Annotated in this window: 21 protein-coding genes; 14 read left to right on the forward strand and 7 right to left on the reverse strand. The window is 39.4% G+C overall.

Annotated features, from left to right (window positions below; translation table 11 throughout):
* Window positions 1–95: 95 nt before the first annotated feature.
* Genes GJS41_RS08555 through GJS41_RS08585 form a run of 7 tightly spaced genes read left to right on the forward strand, consistent with a single transcriptional unit; the run spans window position 96 to window position 6,678 of the window.
* Window positions 96–884, forward strand: a complete 789-nt coding sequence (locus GJS41_RS08555; RefSeq protein WP_154246855.1) for an SURF1 family protein — start codon at window positions 96–98, stop codon at window positions 882–884.
* Between the two features lie 36 nt (window positions 885–920).
* The gene (locus GJS41_RS08560; RefSeq protein WP_154246856.1) at window positions 921–1,583 is read left to right on the forward strand and encodes a hypothetical protein; all 663 of its coding nucleotides are present in this window, start codon (window positions 921–923) and stop codon (window positions 1,581–1,583) included.
* A gap of 11 nt (window positions 1,584–1,594) precedes the next feature.
* Complete coding sequence (locus GJS41_RS08565; RefSeq protein ID WP_154246857.1) at window positions 1,595–2,689, forward strand: heme A synthase; 1,095 nt, start codon at window positions 1,595–1,597, stop codon at window positions 2,687–2,689.
* Entirely contained in the window at window positions 2,689–3,606 is a 918-nt protein-coding gene (gene cyoE, locus GJS41_RS08570; protein ID WP_154246858.1) for a heme o synthase, read from the forward strand. The genes GJS41_RS08565 and cyoE overlap by 1 nt, the downstream gene beginning before the upstream one ends.
* 2 nt (window positions 3,607–3,608) lie before the next feature.
* Window positions 3,609–4,262 carry an SCO family protein gene (locus GJS41_RS08575; protein ID WP_154246859.1) on the forward strand — a complete coding sequence of 218 codons (654 nt, stop codon included), beginning with the start codon at window positions 3,609–3,611 and terminating at the stop codon, window positions 4,260–4,262.
* A gap of 12 nt (window positions 4,263–4,274) precedes the next feature.
* Window positions 4,275–5,630 carry an MATE family efflux transporter gene (locus GJS41_RS08580; protein WP_154246860.1) on the forward strand — a complete coding sequence of 452 codons (1,356 nt, stop codon included), beginning with the start codon at window positions 4,275–4,277 and terminating at the stop codon, window positions 5,628–5,630.
* Between the two features lie 16 nt (window positions 5,631–5,646).
* Window positions 5,647–6,678, forward strand: coding sequence for a glycosyltransferase family 9 protein (locus GJS41_RS08585; RefSeq protein WP_154246861.1), 1,032 nt, complete (start codon window positions 5,647–5,649; stop codon window positions 6,676–6,678).
* On the opposite strand, the gene GJS41_RS08590 is transcribed toward GJS41_RS08585, so the two are convergent.
* Both GJS41_RS08590 and GJS41_RS08595 read right to left on the reverse strand, forming a co-directional pair.
* On the reverse strand, window positions 6,664–7,545 hold the full coding sequence (locus GJS41_RS08590; RefSeq protein ID WP_154246862.1) for a lysophospholipid acyltransferase family protein: 882 nt from the start codon (window positions 7,543–7,545) through the stop codon (window positions 6,664–6,666). The two genes, GJS41_RS08585 and GJS41_RS08590, sit on opposite strands and share 15 nt — an antisense overlap.
* 1 nt (window position 7,546) lies before the next feature.
* Window positions 7,547–8,455, reverse strand: a complete 909-nt coding sequence (locus GJS41_RS08595) for a lysophospholipid acyltransferase family protein (protein WP_154246863.1) — start codon at window positions 8,453–8,455, stop codon at window positions 7,547–7,549.
* Window positions 8,456–8,613: 158 nt separating this feature from the next.
* On the opposite strand from GJS41_RS08595, the gene GJS41_RS08600 reads away from it, so the two are divergent.
* The 4 genes from GJS41_RS08600 to GJS41_RS08615 all read left to right on the forward strand — a co-directional run bounded on the left by GJS41_RS08600 (window position 8,614) and on the right by GJS41_RS08615 (window position 10,782).
* Window positions 8,614–9,045, forward strand: coding sequence for a DUF423 domain-containing protein (locus tag GJS41_RS08600; protein ID WP_154246864.1), 432 nt, complete (start codon window positions 8,614–8,616; stop codon window positions 9,043–9,045).
* Window positions 9,023–9,538 carry a TIGR02444 family protein gene (locus tag GJS41_RS08605; RefSeq protein WP_195758364.1) on the forward strand — a complete coding sequence of 172 codons (516 nt, stop codon included), beginning with the start codon at window positions 9,023–9,025 and terminating at the stop codon, window positions 9,536–9,538. The genes GJS41_RS08600 and GJS41_RS08605 overlap by 23 nt, the downstream gene beginning before the upstream one ends.
* A 108-nt stretch (window positions 9,539–9,646) precedes the next feature.
* Window positions 9,647–10,447, forward strand: a complete 801-nt coding sequence (locus GJS41_RS08610; RefSeq protein WP_154246866.1) for an FKBP-type peptidyl-prolyl cis-trans isomerase — start codon at window positions 9,647–9,649, stop codon at window positions 10,445–10,447.
* 8 nt (window positions 10,448–10,455) lie between these two features.
* A complete protein-coding gene (locus GJS41_RS08615; RefSeq protein ID WP_154246867.1) occupies window positions 10,456–10,782 on the forward strand; it encodes a DUF962 domain-containing protein in 327 nt (108 codons plus the stop codon).
* A 75-nt stretch (window positions 10,783–10,857) separates the two neighbouring features.
* Here GJS41_RS08615 and GJS41_RS08620 read toward each other — a convergent pair whose 3' ends face one another.
* The 3 genes from GJS41_RS08620 to GJS41_RS08630 all read right to left on the reverse strand — a co-directional run bounded on the left by GJS41_RS08620 (window position 10,858) and on the right by GJS41_RS08630 (window position 14,158).
* Entirely contained in the window at window positions 10,858–11,151 is a 294-nt protein-coding gene (locus GJS41_RS08620; protein WP_154246868.1) for an antibiotic biosynthesis monooxygenase, read from the reverse strand.
* Window positions 11,152–11,167: 16 nt separating this feature from the next.
* Complete coding sequence (locus GJS41_RS08625; protein WP_154246869.1) at window positions 11,168–11,680, reverse strand: disulfide bond formation protein B; 513 nt, start codon at window positions 11,678–11,680, stop codon at window positions 11,168–11,170.
* Between the two features lie 147 nt (window positions 11,681–11,827).
* Complete coding sequence (locus tag GJS41_RS08630) at window positions 11,828–14,158, reverse strand: Tex family protein (RefSeq protein WP_154246870.1); 2,331 nt, start codon at window positions 14,156–14,158, stop codon at window positions 11,828–11,830.
* Window positions 14,159–14,364: 206 nt separating this feature from the next.
* Between GJS41_RS08630 and ompR the strand changes: the two genes are divergently transcribed.
* On the forward strand, window positions 14,365–15,090 hold the full coding sequence (gene ompR, locus GJS41_RS08635) for a two-component system response regulator OmpR (RefSeq protein WP_154246871.1): 726 nt from the start codon (window positions 14,365–14,367) through the stop codon (window positions 15,088–15,090).
* Entirely contained in the window at window positions 15,091–16,398 is a 1,308-nt protein-coding gene (envZ, locus tag GJS41_RS08640) for a two-component system sensor histidine kinase EnvZ (RefSeq protein WP_227551273.1), read from the forward strand. It begins immediately after the preceding gene.
* An 8-nt stretch (window positions 16,399–16,406) separates the two neighbouring features.
* On the opposite strand, the gene hslO is transcribed toward envZ, so the two are convergent.
* Both hslO and GJS41_RS08650 read right to left on the reverse strand, forming a co-directional pair.
* A complete protein-coding gene (hslO, locus tag GJS41_RS08645) occupies window positions 16,407–17,300 on the reverse strand; it encodes an Hsp33 family molecular chaperone HslO (protein ID WP_154246872.1) in 894 nt (297 codons plus the stop codon).
* A gap of 42 nt (window positions 17,301–17,342) precedes the next feature.
* Entirely contained in the window at window positions 17,343–17,714 is a 372-nt protein-coding gene (locus GJS41_RS08650) for an RNA-binding S4 domain-containing protein (RefSeq protein WP_154246873.1), read from the reverse strand.
* A 234-nt stretch (window positions 17,715–17,948) separates the two neighbouring features.
* Here GJS41_RS08650 and gspC point away from each other — a divergent pair, with 234 nt between their 5' ends.
* Window positions 17,949–18,908 carry a type II secretion system protein GspC gene (gene gspC, locus GJS41_RS08655; RefSeq protein WP_154246874.1) on the forward strand — a complete coding sequence of 320 codons (960 nt, stop codon included), beginning with the start codon at window positions 17,949–17,951 and terminating at the stop codon, window positions 18,906–18,908.
* Window positions 18,909–18,980 lie beyond the last annotated feature (72 nt).

Below are 18,980 nucleotides of genomic sequence, written 5' to 3' on the forward strand. Positions count from 1 at the left end.
TCAAATCCAAGTGTTTGCTAGTGTTGTTAATTATACGCTAATTAGGTCGTGATTCCGATGGATTTGTGTTTGCAGGATTATATGGGGGCCTACTAATGGCAAAGTCACTTTGGCAACAAATCATTCACCAACCGATCGTTAAAATTCCGTTCGGATCTAAGCTTTTTGCACCTAGTTTGTTGCCAACTTTGGCATTTTTCCTATTGTTACCCATATTGATTAGCTTAGCCTTCTGGCAATTAGATCGAGCTCAGGAAAAAAGAGATCTGCAAGCGAATTTGCTACAAAAGTCACAGCAAACAGAAGTATCATTGGAACAAGCGATGGCATCAGATAACCCGGATCAGACTTCAGTGATCACTTTCGGTAAGGCTTTATCACAGAAGTTCTTGGTAATCGATAATCAGAAACAAGGACGGCAGCTAGGATATGAAATTTTGGGTTTCTATCAACCTGAAAACTACCCAAGGCCGGTATTGATAAGTCGAGGTTGGCTTGCACGCAAAGACTTTTATCAGAAGGTGCCTGAAATATCTGAATTTTCCGATTCAGTAATTAAAGGAAATTTATATTTTTCAAAAGGCGCTAATCAAGTGGTTGCTTCCAATGCTGTCTGGGAGCAGTTTGATAATAGTTACTTAATCGGTCAGTTTGACATGCAAACTATTAAGGAAAAATCGCTTGAATTAGGGTATGATGTCGCGCCTTTTGTGCTACGCCAAAAATCCGAGCCTGACTCGGCCTTTGTGCGCCGTTGGCCGCTGATTGCCAGTCCGCCCGCAAAGCACACAGCCTATGCATTGCAATGGTTTGCAATGGCACTGGCGTTGGTAATTATTTTTATAGTGGTGAATTTAAAAAAGCGCCACAAAGATACAAATTAATTCTTAAATCTAACTTGATCAAAGAAGAGACAATTGATGAGTAATAGTGAAAACCCAAAAGCTCTTGATGAGAAAACCAAACGCCAAAATCGACGTGTTATTTCAGGCTTGGTGTTGTTATTTGTGGTTCCTGTGATTTTAGCTTATACCGCTTTCTATATGGGCTGGTTTGAGCAGCCGACTAGAAATCAGGGAGTGCTGTTAGAAAATACTTACCAATGCCCTAGGGATGGCGGAGAATCTGAAAAGTCATATCCTTGTTTTGAGCATTTTTCTTGGTTCGATGAGGCAGGACAACCGCTGCATTTCAAAGATTTTGAAACTCAATGGTGGTGGGTCTATTTCCCAAAATCGAATGAGTGTGATCAAGAGTGTGAGTTAAATATGAACTTTTTAACGCGAACTCACTTAGGGCTTGGCAAGCGTATTGAAAAGTTAACTCGCTTGGCGGTTTTCCCGAATCAGATCTTATATACCGATCGAGTAGCAAAGCCTGAGCAACTAAAGTTAGCTCGTGGTAATGGCAATGCCCATATTGGCGAAGGCGTACATTTAGAAATTGGCAAGATTTACGCGATGGATGTCCATGGCAATATTTTTATGCAGTATGAGCCGGTAAAAACTGAAGAAGAGGCGCGCATGAAGGCTAAAGATTTGCGAGATGATATTGTTCGCGCAATGCGTAATACGGGTTTATAGAGGTAGCTTCCATGAGCAGAAAAGCATTAAGGAATTTAGTGGCCTTTGCAATATTTTTAACCTTGACGGTTATCTTGTTAGGCGCTTGGACTCGCTTAGAAGACGCTGGTTTAGGTTGTCCTGATTGGCCTGGTTGTTATGGTCACTTCACTGTCCCACAAGACGCCGAATATATCGCTAAAGCTGAAATCGAGTACAACCAAAAGTTCGAGGTTGAAAAAGCCTGGCCTGAGATGATTCATCGCCATTTCGCTAAAGCGATTGGCCTAGTCATTCTGATTATCTTTATTGGTACTTTAATGGGACGCAAAAAAGACTCCAGCTTACCGATAGTTTTACCCTGTATTTTATTGCCCTTAGTGATATTTCAAGGCTTGCTAGGGATGTGGACTGTCACTTTAAAAGTTCATCCTTTCATAGTTATGAGTCATTTAATGGGTGGTTTTACCACTATTTCTTTGTTGTTTTTATATTACTTACAATTAAGACCAAAAGTTGTCTCTGTTTCTCAAGTGGTGGCTAAAAAGTTTAAGAAACTAGCCACAGTGGGACTGGTACTAGTGGTGATTCAAATCGCCTTAGGTGGTTGGACAGCTTCTAATTATGCGGCAACCATTTGTACTGAATTACCAGTATGTAATTCTGGTTGGACTAAAAACGTCGACTTTAAAGAAGGCTTTGATTTATGGCAAAAAGGCTTTGAGTTTGACGAGTTTAAAGTGCATGAACAAGAAAAGTTGCAGTCTGATTTGAATAAAGCGCAAGGCAAAGCCTTCATTAATTATGAAGGGGGGGTGCTATCTTCAGCTGGTAAAGTTGCCATTCACGTAACTCATCGTTTTGGAGCCTATATTGTTTTTATTGTTATTGGCTTGTTAGCGATTCTATTGATGCGTGAAAAAGACAGCGTGTTATTGCGTCAATTTGGGCGAGTCTTACTAGGTGTATTACTGCTACAAATGTTATTAGGTATTTCTAATATCGTCTTTAGCTTACCGCTTTATGTGGCTGTAGGGCATAACGGTGGTGGTGCTTTGCTGTTGTTAACTGTGATTGCAACCAATTATGTGGTTAATTGGCAATTCAAACTAAAAGGCAATCAATAATGGTTGAGAAGAATTATAAAATTGATCGCCCAGTCACCTGGCGTGATTATTATGAAATGACCAAGCCAAAAGTTGTTTACCTTTTGGTTTTTACCGCGATTGTCGGTATGTTTTTAGCAAACGATGTGACTGTCAGCTGGTTTCCACCATTAAGTGCCTTGGTCTGGGGTACTTTAGGGATAGGCTTAGCTTCTGGAGCTGCCGCAGTGGTTAATCATGTGGTTGATGCCAGGATTGATACAATCATGGCGAGAACCATGCAAAGACCAGTAGCACAGGGGCGTGTTGAGGCGAAAAAAGCGGTGGTATTTGCCTCGTCCTTGGCAATAGCCGCTATGATAATGTTATGGTTTCTGGTGAATCCATTAACTGCAGTATTAACCTTAGGTGGCTTGGTTGGATATGCTTTTATCTACACCATGTTTTTAAAGCGAGCAACGCCGCAGAATATTGTTATTGGCGGCCTTTCTGGCGCAATACCTCCGCTTTTGGGGTGGACATCGGTCACCGCTTCTGCCGATCCAAATGCTTGGTTATTAGTGTTAATTATTTTCACTTGGACACCGCCGCATTTTTGGGCTTTATCTATTCACCGAATTGAAGATTATGCTAAAGCTGAAATCCCAATGTTGCCTGTCACCCATGGTGAAGAGTTTACCAAAACTTCAATATTGCTTTATTGTGTTCTATTGATTTTATCTACTATTTTGCCTTTCTTAACAGGCATGAGTGGTGTGATTTACTTAATCGCCGCTATTGCATTAGGTTTGTGGTTTTTATATTACTGTGTGGTGTTGAAATATCGTGAAACGGAAGGAGTTGCTATGAAAACTTTTGGCGTTTCTATTGGTTATTTAACTTTACTGTTTGTGGTTTTGTTGGTCGATCACTACCTTAAGCCGGTCATTGGATTTTGAGTATGAGAAATAAAGTTAATGGCAATGTTTTTGTATTTATTTTAGTAGCCTTGCTAGCTTTAGGGGTAGGTTTCTTTGGTTATCAAACCTTTATGGCGCCAAAGCCGCTGCAATTGATTAATACTTTTCCAAAGCTTAATTCGTTAGTTCCATTTAAAGCGACTAAACATACTGGTGAAACCTTTACTGAAAAAGATTTTATTGGTCAATGGAGCGTTGTTTTTTTTGGTTTTACCACTTGCCCTGATATTTGTCCGACTACCATGATGGATATGAATCAGGTGCAAAAAGGTTTGTCGGGTAAGTATCAAACCGATACCCAGTTTGTTTTTATTAGTGTTGACCCTGAGCGAGATACTGTAGAGAAACTGGAAAAATATGTGCCGGCGTTTAATCCAGAATTTGTAGGATTAACTATGGATTTACAGCAAACTCGAGTTCTAACTAAAAACCTCGGGGTTGCCTTTATGAAGACGCCAGGCCACTCCAATGATCCAAATAACTATATGGTCGATCACACGGCGCGTTGGTTTATTATTGATCCATTGGGTCGCCGCTTTGGTTTAATCAATCCAACGGATGCCCTTGGAAAAGATTTGGTTCCACTCGTGATTAGCGATTACGAAAACCTTCGTAAGCAAACTAAATTCAATTAATTCCTATTCTGTATGAAGATCTGGTCGCTATCCTCTATAAGCTCGGATCTTAAAGACAAAAAAACTCATCAAGCCACTTGGCGCATCGCTGTGCCAATGGTGCTATCTAATATGACCATTCCTTTGGTCGGGCTTGTTGATTCGGCAGTAATGGGGCATTTAGATGAGCCTTATTATCTTGCCGCAGTTGGTCTCGGCTCTGCTTTGTTCACTTTCATTATTTGGACAATGGGCTTTCTCAGGATGATTACTACAGGGCTGGTTGCGCAGGCCTATGGCGCGCAAGATTCCAACCTAATCCGGCAGTGGCTTTATTTACCATCATTATTAGGCTTGGTCATTGCAACCTTGGTATTGCTACTAAACCCTTGGCTAATCGAGCTAATTATTTGGTGGCTTGAAGGAAGCTCTGATGTTGAAAATAAAATTCTTGAATATTGGAATATTCGAATTTATGGCTTACCCATTAGTTTGTTAAATGCAGTTTTAATTGGTTGGTACTTGGGAATGCAAAATGCAAGAGTACCTTTTGCAATCTTGTTAGTGACTAATATCACTAATGCATTGTTAGATATTTATTTAGTAGCACTGGGTATGGATGTTGATGGGGTTGCCTGGGCAAGTGTTATTGCGGAAAGTTTGGGCTTATTGATTGCACTGGCGTGTTTACCCAATATGCTTCGAAAATATCCAATCATGGATAAATTTAAATTGGCTTATCACAAAATATTGCGATTACTAGAACTAAATAAAGATCTCTTAATAAGGACCTTGGCACTTGAAGTCGTTTTTTTTACGATACATGCTCGAGCTTCAGAGTTAGGTGATGAAATTATGGCCGTTAATGCGATACTGCTAAATTTCTTGCTGATTGTTTCCAATGGTTTAGATGGGGTTGCCAATGCGGTGGAAGCTCAGGTCGGCAAAGCTATTGGTAAAAAGCATTGGCAAGACTTTAGAAGTGCGGTCGTCGTGGGTGGATTTTGGTCTTTGATAATTAGTTTAATCTTTAGTGCTATATTTTTATTATTTGGACTGAAGCTCATTGAGCTGGTGACAGATATCAAAATAATCCAAGAATCATTTGCTCCATTTATTGGTTATAGTATTTTAGTACCGCTTGTGGCTATTACTAGTTTTTGGCTGGATGGAGTCTTTATTGGCGCATCAGCCATAAAAACCATGCGTAATTCAATGTTGTTAGCTTTGGTTATTGGTTTTATACCCTTGTATTATGCAACTCAATCTTTTGAAGCACATGGTATTTGGATAGCCTTTTTTGGATTTATGATCATTCGCGGAATCGCCTCTTGGATTTTATTTCAAAGAGGGGTAATGAGAGGAAGATATGTTGAAGTTCCAAAATAAAAATAAATGTTGTTAGATGAAAGTTGTAATTGTAAGATTATCCGCGATAGGAGACTGCTGCTTAGTCCTGCCAGTCGTTAAGGCAATGCTTGCACAAAATGAAAAGATAAGTGTTGATTGGGTCATCGGTCTAGGTGCTCATTCACTTATCAAAAACTATCAGCATCCAAGACTCAACTATATCCCTATAAAAAAACCGCGCAATTTAAAAGACTATCTTGAAATAAAAAATCATTTCAAAAATCAAAGTATAGATGTTTTGTTAGCAATGCAAGCTTCAACACGAGCTAATCTAATCTATCCTTGTATTAAAGCGACAACCAAAATTGGTTTTGATTGGAAAAGAGCGCGAGAACTTCAATGGTTTTTTACCAATGAAAATATAGCTTTTGAGAAAGAGCATTTACACGATAGCTTTTGTCGATTTGCGAATAAACTAGGAATTGATACTAGTCGTTTAGATTGGAGTATAGATATACCTAGTAATGTTAGAAATGAAGTTATTAGTAAATTTAATCTAAGTAACCGTTATATGGCGATTAATCCAGCTGCAAGTAAACTAGAGCGCTCTTGGTCTGAAAAGCGGTATGCTTCGATTATTGATTGGATTTCCAGAAAACATAACATACAAATAGTGTTGACTGGTGCAGATAATGACCTAGATAAAAGCTTGGCATCTAATATTGAAGCAATAAGTGACTCTTCAATAATCAATCTGGTCGGCAAGACTAATTTGACGCAATTAGCCTCGGTTTTAGAGCAAGCTGAATTTCTGATTGCACCTGATACCGGTCCTGCACATATAGCAAATGCAGTAGCAACTCCTGTGATCGGGTTGTATGCGGTAGCACCCAGTTGGCTTTCAGGTCCTTATAACTATAAAGATCTAGTCGTAGATAAATTTCCGCAAGCAGTAGAATATATTCTAAAGAAGAAATACTCAGATAACTTAAAATGGAATCTTAGAGTGCATGATAGAATGGCTATGGAGTTGATTAGCGTTGCAGATGTAAAAAGAAAGGTTGAGCAACTACTATTTGTAGATTGACTCCTGATCATCAGGTAATGTTTTAAAGCGTCTATGCACCCAATAATATTGCTCAGGGGCTTTATTAATACAAGACTCTAATGTTTGATTCATTAAGGTGCAATTGTCTAATTCGCTTTGATTAAATTGTATAGCTGGTAATACTTCAAGATTAATATAACCTTCAGACTTATTATAACAAAGTGGTAAAACGGTAGCGTTTGCTTCTTTTGATAGAATAATCGGGGTGGTTAAAGTGGCCATCGGCTTTCCATAAAATGGCGCAAAGCGAGTCGACTGTTTGCCAAAGTCTAAGTCTGGTGCAATAAATAAGTTTTCACCAGAAGCTAAATGTCGAATTAACTTGTTTAAATTTCCTCCATCTACATTTGGCAATCGAGGTATACAAGGATAAAAATTCTCTCGGCCTTTTTGTATGATTGAATCAAGACCGGATTTATCATTAGGCCGGTAAAAAACATGGAATTTTAGGTTAAATGATAAAGCGATCAAAATTTCATCGATATGGGTAGAGTGATAACCTAAAAATATTATTGGCTTTTCTAATTCCATAGCCTCGTGATAGTGGTTTAAGCCAATAATATTAACCTTATCTTTAGGAAAAGCCTGAGGTCTAAACCAGTATTTTGCAGCAGATAAAATACCAGCGCCAAAACTTAGGTAATGTTTTTTAATAAGCTTGTTTTTTTCTTCAGTATCAAAATTTTCAAAACAGTAGTTTATGTTAGCAGTAACGATTTTTCTGCGTAAGTTAATCAAGTGTAAAAATCGGCCAAAAGATTTACCAATAAGATTTATTAGACTATTAGGGAAAAGTGACAAAAGTCGCAAGAGAAGCTTGAAAATGAAACCCCCAATTTTTTTCATACTACTTATAGATACTTTGAGTGTTGTCTGGTCTAGTTTTGAAGCGTCTATGCACCCAGTAGTATTGTTCAGGGGCTTTTAACACTGCTTGTTCAAGCAATTGATTGATTTGAGTGCAATCATCAAGCGGTGGCCCTACGAACTCTATCTCAGGAAGTACCTCAATGATCATCTTGCCATTTTCTTTATAGTATTGAATGGGCAGTACTATAGCATTACCTAGCTTTGAAATTCTGGCTGGAGAATGCAAAGTTGCAGCGGGATTGCCAAAAAAAGGAGCAAACTCCGCACCTTTTTTTCCTTTATCTTGATCAGGCATAAACCAAATATGATTGCCGCTCTTGAGCCACCTGCCAATAGTGCGAATATCATTTCGACCCATGGTTTTGGTTCTGTTATTACGGCCTTTTTGTATATGATAATCCAAAGCTTTATTCTTATTGGGTCGATAAAATGCGGCAAAATCCATGTGCTTAGCCATCAATGCGCCAGCCAACTCCAAACTGGTAATATGATAGCCTAAAAATAAAATTCCTTGACCAGTCGCTTTAGCTTTTTCATAGTTATCAATACCTCTGATTTCATGGTGTTTTTCTAGATCTTTAAAAGGTTTGTACCAAGCAGCGCACAATTCAATAAAACCAATACCTAGATGCATGAAATGCGCCTTGCACATTTCAGTTATCTCTTCGTTAGATTTATCTGGGAAACAGTGACGCAAATTAGCTAAAACTATTTTTCGGCGACTCTTAACCGCATATAGAAGCTTACCTATTGCTGAGCCTAGAAAATTGATCACTGGGTATGGAAGGCGGCCAATTAACTTCAAAAAGCCAAAGATTACACCATAGAAGTAAACACTAATTCCTGATGGCTTTTCTGTAATAGTGGCTTCTAATTTCTTGCTCATTTATGAATGGCTTTTCTGATTATGTAAATAACAAAGATAATTTATTGTAACTAGAAATGATTTAATTACAAAGCCTAATGAAATGATGACAACAATTTGCCATAATGATTTTTTTATATACCTAAAATACTAAATAAAAGAGCAACCAATAATTACGCATGAATAAACATTTTATTTTCCATGGCGCTATGTTTATGGCGTTAGCAGTTGCTTTAGGCGCGATGGCAAGCCACGGTCTTCAGTCTCTCTCTGAGAATTCGCTAAGATTATTTAACTTGGGCGTACAGTACCAGATTTATCATGCGATTGGTTTGATTGCCATTGGCATTATGATTGCTCAATTGCCACATCCTAAATTGTTTTTTGCAGGACGTTTGATGTTTTTTGGGATAATTCTATTCAGTGGCGGCTTATACTTATATGCAATCACGGACTATTCACCGATTAAATATATTATTCCTATTGGCGGTTTATTTTTAATTGGTAGTTGGCTGAGTATTATTTGGTCAATATTTAGTCATGGCCAGGCAGAAGACAAACAATCAAGTGAGCGGAATTCAAAGCAAGATGATGGTGGAGAAAATCAATAGTATTCATAATGATGAGTTAGAGAGTTGGACTGAAGAGTTCTGGCAATGGTCTTGTCATATTTATCAAAACCAAGATGTAGCTAAGATCTGTATTGCAGTGCAAGACACTTTAGGTTTGAATGTCAATTATTTGCTATTGGCACTTTGGTGCGAACAAAAAATGATACCAATGAATCAAGTCATTTGGCAAAAGATTCAATCGGAATCTCAGCAAGCGGTGGATGCGGTTAGTTATATTCGGGCCAAAAGATTAACGTTGAAAGGGAAATCGGAAGATGCTTATCAACAAGCGTTGTTGATTGAGTTGAAAGCTGAGCAGCAACATCAAAAGCAAGCGATTCAATCATTATTTAAACAATTTCAAGGGTTTAACAGGAATTTAGCCTCCCAAGCTAATATGCAAGCTTATCTCGAAACTAATCAAGTTAATGCAGAGGATCAAGCAACAGTGCAACAACTGGGGCAACTGGTTCAAAACATCAGTCAAATATGAAGCACCAAGCTTGATTTTATGTATACAACTACTGCAAAATACTAAATTCTTTTAAGAATAACTATTACTTACTAATTACATAATTATAGAGACAACTAAGGCATAACCATGAAAAAAATTGCTATTACATTGGCGATCGCTACCGCATTAAGCGCTTGTAACAATGATAAAAAACCTGAAGCAACAGAAGTTGCGCCATCGGATACGGCTGTTAAAGAAGCTAGCGCGGTAGTTTCTTTTGATGCGACCGATATGGTTCAGAAGACTTCTTATTCAATCGGTCAGAATTTTGCTAAGCAAATGAGCCAAAATTTTGAAGGCTTGAAAAAGTACGATATCGAGATTGATACGGACTTAGTCGTTCAGGGTATCAAAGAAGGTTTTTCTGGTAATGGTAAATTCCCAGAAGCTGAACTAATGACGAACATGCAGGAATTCAACACTTTTTATCAAGAAAAAGTTAAAGCTGAACAATCTCGCATAGATGCAGAAGCTCTAGTTAAAGCCGAAGCAACTAAAGCCGAAGGTGATGCTTTTCGTGCAGAGTATGCTAAAAAAGAAAGCGTTAAATCTACAGAGTCTGGTCTATTGTATCGTGTGATTACCTCAGCGGGTAACAGTGAGAAGCCTGTAAAAGCAGATACCGTAAAAGTTCATTACAAAGGTACTTTCATCGATGGTAAAGAGTTTGATAGCTCTTATTCGCGTAATCAACCAACTTCATTCCCATTAGGTGGTGTGATTAAGGGGTGGACGGAAGGCTTGCAGTTAATGGCCATTGGCGATAAGTTTGAATTTGTCATTCCGCCAGAGATCGGATATGGCGCTGGTGGCAGCGGTTCAATTCCTGCTAACTCTACTTTAGTTTTTGAAGTCGAGTTATTAGAAATTAATCCTGAAAATAAATAATTTTTGACATGAGTGATGAGCGGTTTACTAGCTTTAAAGAGTTCTGGCCCTATTATTTGTCAGAGCACCGTTTGCCTAGTAACCGTTTATTGCATTATATCGGGACCTATTTATCTTTATCGCTTTTGCTGATAGCTATCAGTACCCAACAATGGTGGCTGATATTAGCTGCTTCGCTAACGGGTTATGGCTTTGCTTGGGTTGGGCATTTCTTTATTGAAAAAAATCGTCCTGCAACCTTTAGTTACCCTCTATGGTCTTTTTTGGCAGACTATAAAATGTGTTACTTGGCATTAACAGGTAAGTTAAAGCAGGAGTGGCCAAAATATTTTTAGTAAGTTGTTAGTTTTATTAACAGGCTAAACAAAAAAGCTGACTTAAGTCAGCTTTTTTTGTATTTGTAGAAAGTACTACTTGATATTAGTCGACTCTAAAATCGTTACTTTCTCATCAGATTCCAGCAAGGGGCGCATAGCCTCCAATAATTCTAAGCGTTGCTCAGATTCTGCCCATATTTCCCAAGCTTCTAGTGAGTCCCAACAAGACATGACAATCACTTGGTTAGTTTTACCTAGTATGTTCAACAATTCTCCGGATAAAAACCCAGGGACATTGCTTGCTTTGTTTTTTGCTTTGCGAATAAAGCCATGATATTCCTCAACTTTTTTAGGATTTATGGCGCGCTCAATAATGACTCGAATCATAATATTACTCGATTAGTTAAATAGATTTTGGAGCTTTGAAGCATTGAACAAAGCGGTATAGCATGGTTAAGAAAGCGATACTAAAAATAACTAGCATCCAGCCTGGCATGGTTAAGCCTAACCATTGGAAATTAATTTCGGCACATTTGCCATCGCCAATTAAAACGGTACTGATAACTTCGCTCATTGGCATCACATCCATCAGTAAATCTAGCGGCGCGCCACAGTCCATGACTTGGTCTGCAGGTAGATTTTGGATGTAAACATGCTTTGCAGAAATCCAAATCCCCATAAAAGCTGCAGCTATTCCCAATAGTTGCAATAATTTATTCCATAGCGACTCGTGTCTTGGTTGGAATATTGCATTTAAAAGTAAGACTACGCCTAGACTGAAAATGGCAACCCTTGAAAATATACATAATGGGCAAGGGTCCATAAATTGGACGTATTGAAAGTAGTAGGCCGTAACAATCAGCTGGTAGCAAATAAATGCGCCTAAAAAATTTAATGCTCTAGTATTTAATGTCATTGCTTTGTTGAGATTCATCGCCTGAGTGGATGGGTGATGACTTGTTTGTTATGCATTGATTGATAATTAGCGCACACTACTCCTAACTGAAATAAAGTTCAAGTAATGGCGCTTAATAATTAATCAATTCGCGGTTAGTTATATTGGTTATTTCTTAAAAGCGTCTGCTAAAGCATTAGCAAAGGCGCCTTGCGGTGTCGATTGGCGTCCTAGTTGCTTGTTGCGCGGCTTTTGGTTTTTTTGACTACGGTTATTGCTAGGGGAGCTTCGATTAGTCTTATCATGAGCTTGGGAGTTCTCAGCTTGAGGCCCAACCATGGAAAGACCAATACGCTTTCTTTGAATATCCACATCCATGACCCAGACGCGAACAATATCGCCAGCCTTAACCACTTCAGCTGGATCTTTGATAAATCGATTGGCCATATTGGATAAGTGAACCAAACCATCTTGATGAACGCCAATATCAACAAAGGCACCAAAAGCGGTCACATTGGTAATAACGCCTTCTAGTTCCATATTCGGCTTGAGGTCTTTTAACGTCTCGACTCCATCTTTATAGCGAACCATTTTAAATTCTGGACGAGGATCTCGGCCCGGTTTATCCAGTTCTTTTAAAATATCATTCACCGTATGCAAACCAAATTGGTCATCTATGTATTGAGAAGAATTAATGGCATTCAACTTTTCTTGATTACCTAGCAATTGAGAAAAATCTTGTAAGTTTAAATCACTCATAATTTTCTCAACTAATGGGTACGACTCTGGATGCACCGCAGATGAATCAAGTGCATTAGAGCCTGCGCTGATTCTTAAGAAGCCGGCGGCTTGCTCGAAAGTCTTGGGTCCCATGCGCTCAACTTCCAACAATTGTTGGCGTGATTCAAAGCGACCATGTTGATTACGCCAATTAATAATGTTTTGCGCAATGGTTTTACTTAAACCGGAAACACGAGTCAGCAGTGGTACTGAGGCCATGTTTAAATCAACCCCAACCGCATTTACACAATCTTCAACTACACCATCAAGGCTGCGGGCTAATTGGCTTTGGCTAACATCGTGTTGGTATTGACCAACACCGATGGATTTAGGGTCAATTTTAACCAGCTCTGGTAGTGGGTCTTGTAATCGACGCGCGATAGAAACAGAGCCTCTATAGCTAACATCTAAATCAGGAAATTCTTGAGAGGCAAGGGCTGAAGCTGAATAAACAGAAGCTCCAGCTTCACTGACCATGATTTTTTGCATCTTTAATTCTGGAGCGATTTTTAAAAGTTCACTCACCAGCTTATCGGTCTCACGTGAAGCTGTACCGTTACCAATACTGACTAATTCTACTTTGTGCATTTTGCACATGGTTTCTAGTTTACGTAATGACTGATCCCACTGTTTTTGCGGCGCGTGGGGGAAGATGGTGCTGTGTGCTAATAACTTACCCGTTTCATCAACAATCACCGCTTTACAGCCAGTTCTCAAGCCAGGGTCGATGCCCATGGTGATTTTTGCACCGGCTGGAGCTGCCATTAACAAATCACTTAAATTTTTAGCGAAGATACGGATTGCTTCTGTCTCGGCTTCTTCACGAATTTTGCCCATTAATTCAGTTTCAAGGTAGAGGTGTAATTTAATTTTCCATGTCCATAACACTACTTGTTGCAACCAGCTATCGGCAGGGCGCTTTTGATCTTGAATATTAAAATGTTGTGCAATAGTACCTAAACAAGGATCGGTGGCATTCTCATCCTTAATCAAGTCAAGGTTGGAGATCATTTGTAAGCTTAAAATGGATTCGTTGCGGCCGCGCAACAAAGCTAAGGTTCTATGCGATGGAATGGCATTGATTGCCTCATGATGCTCAAAATAATCTGAATATTTGATGCCTTCTTTTTCTTTACCGGGCATAACGCTGGCTTTTAAATGCGCACTTGCCCACAAGTAATCACGTAACTCTTTTATTAGCTCAGCATTCTCCGCAAATAGCTCCATTAAGATCTGCTTGGCACCATCCAGTGCATCTTTATTCGTCAGGATTTTATGCGTATCGTTAAGATATTCAGCTGCTTGCGCTTCTGGATCTAAACTTGGATCTTGCCATAGAGCCATGGCAAGAGGCTCGAGACCGGCTTCCTTAGCGATTTGTGCTTTGGTTCTTCTTTTTGGCTTGTAGGGTAGGTACAAATCTTCTAATTCGCTTTTCGTCGAAGCCGCTTTAATTGATGACTCTAATTCAGTCGTTAATTTTTCTTGTTCATCAATACTTTTTAGAATGGCGGCACGACGATCTTCTAGTTCCCGCAAGTAACCCAAGCGCTGTTCAATATCACGTAACTGTGCGTCATCCAAAGCGCCAGTCACCTCTTTACGATAGCGAGCGATAAAGGGGACTGTAGAGCCTTCATCCAGTAGTTTGACCGCGGCATCTATTTGATTAGCACCAACTTTGAGTTCAGCAGCAATTTGTTGATTAATTTGTAACATCTTGTAATGGATTATTGGGAAAAATAAAGCGGCATAGTATAGTAGCTGTGTGAATTTGAAAAGAGGCCTAGCCAAAAAGCAACAGATAGCAATATAGGCTTTGATATTAAAAGTACAATAAAACAAATAGTTGGCGAGCAAATGGTGGTTATGAAAATTTGCAGAGATAAGCTCAAAGCCAACAAAAGCGCGGAGAAGGATAAGCTATGACCGAAGAAACCCCGAAAATCCTAGTTGTGGACGATGATGTACGCTTAAGAAGTCTTTTAGAGCGCTATCTTAAAGAGCAAGATTTCATAGTTCGCACCGTTGAAAATGCTGAACAAATGGATCGTTTTCTTGAACGCGAAAACTACCATTTAATGGTATTAGACTTAATGTTACCAGGCGAAGATGGGCTTTCTATTTGTCGAAGACTGCGTGCCGACAATAATCCTATTCCTATCATTATGCTAACGGCGAAAGGCGATGAAGTAGATCGGATTGTTGGTTTGGAGGTAGGGGCTGATGATTATTTGGCTAAGCCGTTTAATCCGCGCGAATTGTTAGCTCGCATTCGAGCAGTATTACGTCGTCAAGCTAAACATATTCCTGGTGCGCCGAGCAACTCTGAAACAGTGGTTTCTTTTGGCCGCTTTACTTTAAATTTAGCTACACGTGAAATGACCGATGATGGTAAATCTATCTCACTGACAAGCGGTGAGTTTGCAGTTCTAAAGTCACTGGTTGAACACTCGCGTCAACCGTTATCTCGAGATAAGTTAATGAATCTAGCTCGAGGTCGAGATTATTCAGCGCTGGAACGTAGTATTGATGTACAGGTTTCTAGGTTACGACGTTTGATTGAAGTGGACCCGGCTCAGCCTCGATATATTCAAACGGTATGGGGTGTTGGCTACGTCTTTGTGCCAGATGGTGGTGAAACGGCATAATTGTCGTTAGCTATTGTTATGGGTATTTTGCCTAAAACGGCCTTTGGTAGAATTGCATTATTAGTGGGGTTTTTGCTGGTGATTAATCAGCTGGTATCTTACTTCACGATTTCTTGGTACGTCACTAACCCTTCCATGAAACAGTTGGTTCAATTAGTGGCTTCGGATGTCAATACTGCTATCTATGTGCAAGATAAAGGTTTTCCGCCTGAAGTGCGGAAAAAAATTATGTCAAGCCAGAATATGGAATTGGTTTCAACCCGTAATGGTGAGCCGAGAGCTTTGCGTGAGGCGCAGCCTTATAAAGTCCTTACTGAAAATTTAGCGCAATACCTTAATGTTTCTGTTGAGCGTACCGAAATGCGGGTGGAGGAATCTGATAAGATTTATTATTGGGTTAAGTCACCACGCCATTCAAATATCTGGATTCGAGTTGCGATGGAGCCGTTTGAAGGTTTTAATATTCATCCGCCTTTGGTCTATTTTACGGCGATTTTGTTACTCAGCTTACTTGGTGGTTGGATTTTCACTCGCCAGATCTCAAGACCATTAAGACGGCTTGAGTTCGCTGCTAGAGAAATCGGTCGAGGGGATAATCCAGGGCAGTTACGAGAAAAGGGCCTTGAGGAAATGGTCACGGTAACTCGCGCCTTTAATCAAATGGCGAGAAACGTTCATCAACTCGAAGAAGATAGAACCTTGTTATTGGCTGGTGTTTCTCATGATTTACGCACTCCGCTAACACGTATTCGATTAGCCACTGAGTTTATGGGTGAAGCAGAGGCGGAAACCAAAGAAGGAATAATTCGTGATACTGAAGATATGGATCAGATCATTAACCAGTTCATTTCCTTTGTGCGAGATGGTCGCGATGAACGACCTAAAAACGGCGACTTAAATGCCTTAGTGGAAGAGTGTGTGTTAGCCAATCGAATTAAAGAAGAGGATATTACTTTTGAGTTGGGTGACTTGAAAGATGTGGCATTTAAGCCACTAGCCATGAAGCGTTTGATTACTAATTTAATTCAGAACGGTTTGAAATATGCTGGTGCACCATTGCATTTAGTGACAGATTTATATGGCAATAAGATTCGTATCTCTGTGTTTGACCAAGGCTCAGGGATTGATGAAAAAGAAATAGAGCGGCTTTTTCAACCATTCTCACGGGGGAATACCGCTCGTTCAGGCGGTGGTTCTGGGTTAGGTTTAGCTATTGTTAGAAGGATTGCTGAAATGCACGATGGGAAAGTGAATCTGATTAATCGTCCCGAGGGCGGCCTGGAAGCCAGGTTTGAGATGCCAAGGTAATCAACATTCTAATTAATTACACCCTGATCTGCTTCTGAAATCAGTAACTCCATAATCTGCTGTCGATTAAAGATTTCTTTGTTACTACAAAAATCGCAAACCATTTCGATTTCATTTTGTTCTTCTACTAAACTGACCAGTTCAGCAGGATCTAATGTTGTGAGCGCCGCCATATTACGTTCCCTCGAGCAGCTACATTCGAACTTCAAGGTCTTTTCGGGGTAAATGCTAACTTCATCTTGGTGGAATAAGCGATATAAAAGCTCTTCATGACTGAGTTCAAATGCTTCTTCTTGCTTTACGGTTTCAGTAAGCGCAGTGACGTGTTCAAAGGCTTGTTGGGTGTCTTCATTACCGATACTTGAGTCAGCTGCTTGCGGTAGCGTCTGAATGAAAATACCAAAGGCTTTATGATGATCAGCAAAAATTTTGATATGAGTTGGTAGCTGTTCAGACATATTAAAGTAATCTTCCAAGCACTCTGCCAATGTCATTTGATCTAAAGGTACTACTCCCTGATAGCGCTGTCCTTTATCAGGATCGATAGTGATGGCTAGCTGGCCATTAGCTACCCATTGCTTAAAATTAAAGGGATCACTATTGATTAAGTGTTCATATTCTTCATTGATATGTAATAAACCGCGCATACGGCCTTGATTATCACATTCAACTAAAAGTAGTTTGATTACCGATGCGCTTTGCAACTGTAGCGATACTCTTCCTTCAATCTTGATAATATCGGCTAATAAACAACAAGCCGCTAATGACTCGGCCAATAAATGACGTACTTCTTTAGGATATTGATGCTGATCACAAATGGTATCAATTGTCTTGGTCAAAGAGATAATTTCGCCACGAATAGGTAATTCGGCAAAACTAAAACGCTGTATATTGTCACTCATGGCTAAAAGTCATTCTAGAATGGTAGGCTAATTATATAAGACTTATTCCTGCTCGCGAAGAAATTTATGAATTTGTCGCCTTTGCTTTTTATCCGGTTTAGTATTAGAAAAGGGCATGGATTGACGTTGCGCTTTCAATTCTTCGCGTTTCGCAATGCTTTCAGAGGTTTCTCGGTACAATTTTTGAGCAGTTGCAGCAGGCCCTCTTTGTTCAGATAAGTCTAGCACTTCAACTGTCTTTTGCTGGTGACCTTGCATTAAGCGTATTTCCATACCAACTATTACCTGACGGTTGGCTTTGCCTTTAATGCCATCACAGTGGACTTTGCCGCCGTCGATAGCTTTCTTGGCAATCGAGCGGGTTTTATAAAATCGAGCTGCCCAAAGCCATTTATCTAATCGAGTTGTTTCCATCTTATTCCGCTACAATTGGTTCGGTTGTGCTGACTGTTGAATGACTAATCTATAAGTTTCTTTACAGACCCTAGACTTGCTTTATCACTGCCAGCATGGGAAGATTTCAGTATAAAGGTAATCAATAGCAAAAGTTCAGATTAGTTACAATTATCTAATAATATAAAATAACAATATATGCCACAATGGCTTAATATCAGTACTAGGGATAGTAAGTAATCTTTTAACTTAATAATGAATAAATCAAATCAGAATATTATCAACTTTTGGAAAAGTAATAGCGGCATGCTAACCAAAGCTGTTGCCGGATTGTTATTATTACTGGCTTTGTATGTGTTAGCCAAAATAGTTTGGTTATGGGTTGATTACAGTCAACCTAAAACTGTTACTTCGACCAACCTCAGAACAATAAAAGCTCCGTCCAAGAATAAAGTTAATGTCAACAAAATTGTCCAAATGCATTTATTTGGCGAAGCTAATGCCGTTGCTGAGGTCGAAGAAGAAGTGACTGGAGAAACCAACCTAAGTTTGAAGTTGATAGGGGTTTATGTTGATCCCGAAGAACCGTTAAGTAGCGCCATTATCAGAAGTGGCAATAATGAGAAAGTCTACTGGATTGGCGATAACCTAGAAGGTGTTGGAAGTAGTAAAGTTGAGCTAAGAAAGGTCGAGCCGCTAAGAGTGATCATAAGGAACAACGGCAGAAACGAAACATTAACTTTGTTAGAGCAGCTCAATAAAGATGTGTTAGCTTCTGGCGAAAAGAAAGATGAAGAAGCAGACTCAAAAACCATTGATAAGCGTAAAGATAGCCAATTGGCGCGCGACTTGAATGATATTCGTAAGAAATTAAGTCAAAGCCCACAATCTTTTAATGACTTAGCTAAGTTTCAGGTGGTCACCGATAATACCGGTCAAGTCTCCGGCTTTAAAGTTGCTCCTGGCAAAGATCCAAGGTTGTTTAGCAGATTAGGTTTGCGTAGAAATGACGTCGTTACTTCTATTAATGGACAGTCTTTAAATAGCCAAGCGTACTGGACTTTGTTAGATCAAATGCAAACAGCTGAATCTTTGGATATCACTGTTGAGCGAAATGGTCGTCCGGTGAGATTGCTATTAAATTTAGGCACTCCAGATTTGAATCAGCCGAAAGAAGAGCGCAAACCAGATAATCGAGACTTAAAAATTCAATAGCTATAGCTAGAGATTTTATATTGAAACCTTTTTAAGTTAACAATTTTTTAAGAAACAATTATTAGAGAATAG

The organism is Kangiella sp. HZ709 (assembly GCF_009674675.1).
In the GTDB taxonomy this organism is placed as follows: Bacteria; Pseudomonadota; Gammaproteobacteria; order Enterobacterales; family Kangiellaceae; genus Kangiella.

Excerpts from the sequence above, each read along its gene's own strand:
- GJS41_RS08555 (WP_154246855.1), top strand. The coding sequence starts at position 96 with ATGGCAAAGTCACTTTGGCAACAAATCATTCACCAACCGATCGTTAAA.
- GJS41_RS08560 (WP_154246856.1), top strand. The coding sequence starts at position 921 with ATGAGTAATAGTGAAAACCCAAAAGCTCTTGATGAGAAAACCAAACGC.
- GJS41_RS08565 (WP_154246857.1), top strand. The coding sequence starts at position 1,595 with ATGAGCAGAAAAGCATTAAGGAATTTAGTGGCCTTTGCAATATTTTTA.
- cyoE (WP_154246858.1), top strand. The coding sequence starts at position 2,689 with ATGGTTGAGAAGAATTATAAAATTGATCGCCCAGTCACCTGGCGTGAT.
- GJS41_RS08575 (WP_154246859.1), top strand. The coding sequence starts at position 3,609 with ATGAGAAATAAAGTTAATGGCAATGTTTTTGTATTTATTTTAGTAGCC.
- GJS41_RS08580 (WP_154246860.1), top strand. The coding sequence starts at position 4,275 with ATGAAGATCTGGTCGCTATCCTCTATAAGCTCGGATCTTAAAGACAAA.
- GJS41_RS08585 (WP_154246861.1), top strand. The coding sequence starts at position 5,647 with ATGAAAGTTGTAATTGTAAGATTATCCGCGATAGGAGACTGCTGCTTA.
- GJS41_RS08590 (WP_154246862.1), bottom strand. The coding sequence starts at position 7,545 with ATGAAAAAAATTGGGGGTTTCATTTTCAAGCTTCTCTTGCGACTTTTG.
- GJS41_RS08595 (WP_154246863.1), bottom strand. The coding sequence starts at position 8,455 with ATGAGCAAGAAATTAGAAGCCACTATTACAGAAAAGCCATCAGGAATT.
- GJS41_RS08600 (WP_154246864.1), top strand. The coding sequence starts at position 8,614 with ATGAATAAACATTTTATTTTCCATGGCGCTATGTTTATGGCGTTAGCA.
- GJS41_RS08605 (WP_195758364.1), top strand. The coding sequence starts at position 9,023 with ATGATGGTGGAGAAAATCAATAGTATTCATAATGATGAGTTAGAGAGT.
- GJS41_RS08610 (WP_154246866.1), top strand. The coding sequence starts at position 9,647 with ATGAAAAAAATTGCTATTACATTGGCGATCGCTACCGCATTAAGCGCT.
- GJS41_RS08615 (WP_154246867.1), top strand. The coding sequence starts at position 10,456 with ATGAGTGATGAGCGGTTTACTAGCTTTAAAGAGTTCTGGCCCTATTAT.
- GJS41_RS08620 (WP_154246868.1), bottom strand. The coding sequence starts at position 11,151 with ATGATTCGAGTCATTATTGAGCGCGCCATAAATCCTAAAAAAGTTGAG.
- GJS41_RS08625 (WP_154246869.1), bottom strand. The coding sequence starts at position 11,680 with ATGACATTAAATACTAGAGCATTAAATTTTTTAGGCGCATTTATTTGC.
- GJS41_RS08630 (WP_154246870.1), bottom strand. The coding sequence starts at position 14,158 with ATGTTACAAATTAATCAACAAATTGCTGCTGAACTCAAAGTTGGTGCT.
- ompR (WP_154246871.1), top strand. The coding sequence starts at position 14,365 with ATGACCGAAGAAACCCCGAAAATCCTAGTTGTGGACGATGATGTACGC.
- hslO (WP_154246872.1), bottom strand. The coding sequence starts at position 17,300 with ATGAGTGACAATATACAGCGTTTTAGTTTTGCCGAATTACCTATTCGT.
- GJS41_RS08650 (WP_154246873.1), bottom strand. The coding sequence starts at position 17,714 with ATGGAAACAACTCGATTAGATAAATGGCTTTGGGCAGCTCGATTTTAT.
- gspC (WP_154246874.1), top strand. The coding sequence starts at position 17,949 with ATGAATAAATCAAATCAGAATATTATCAACTTTTGGAAAAGTAATAGC.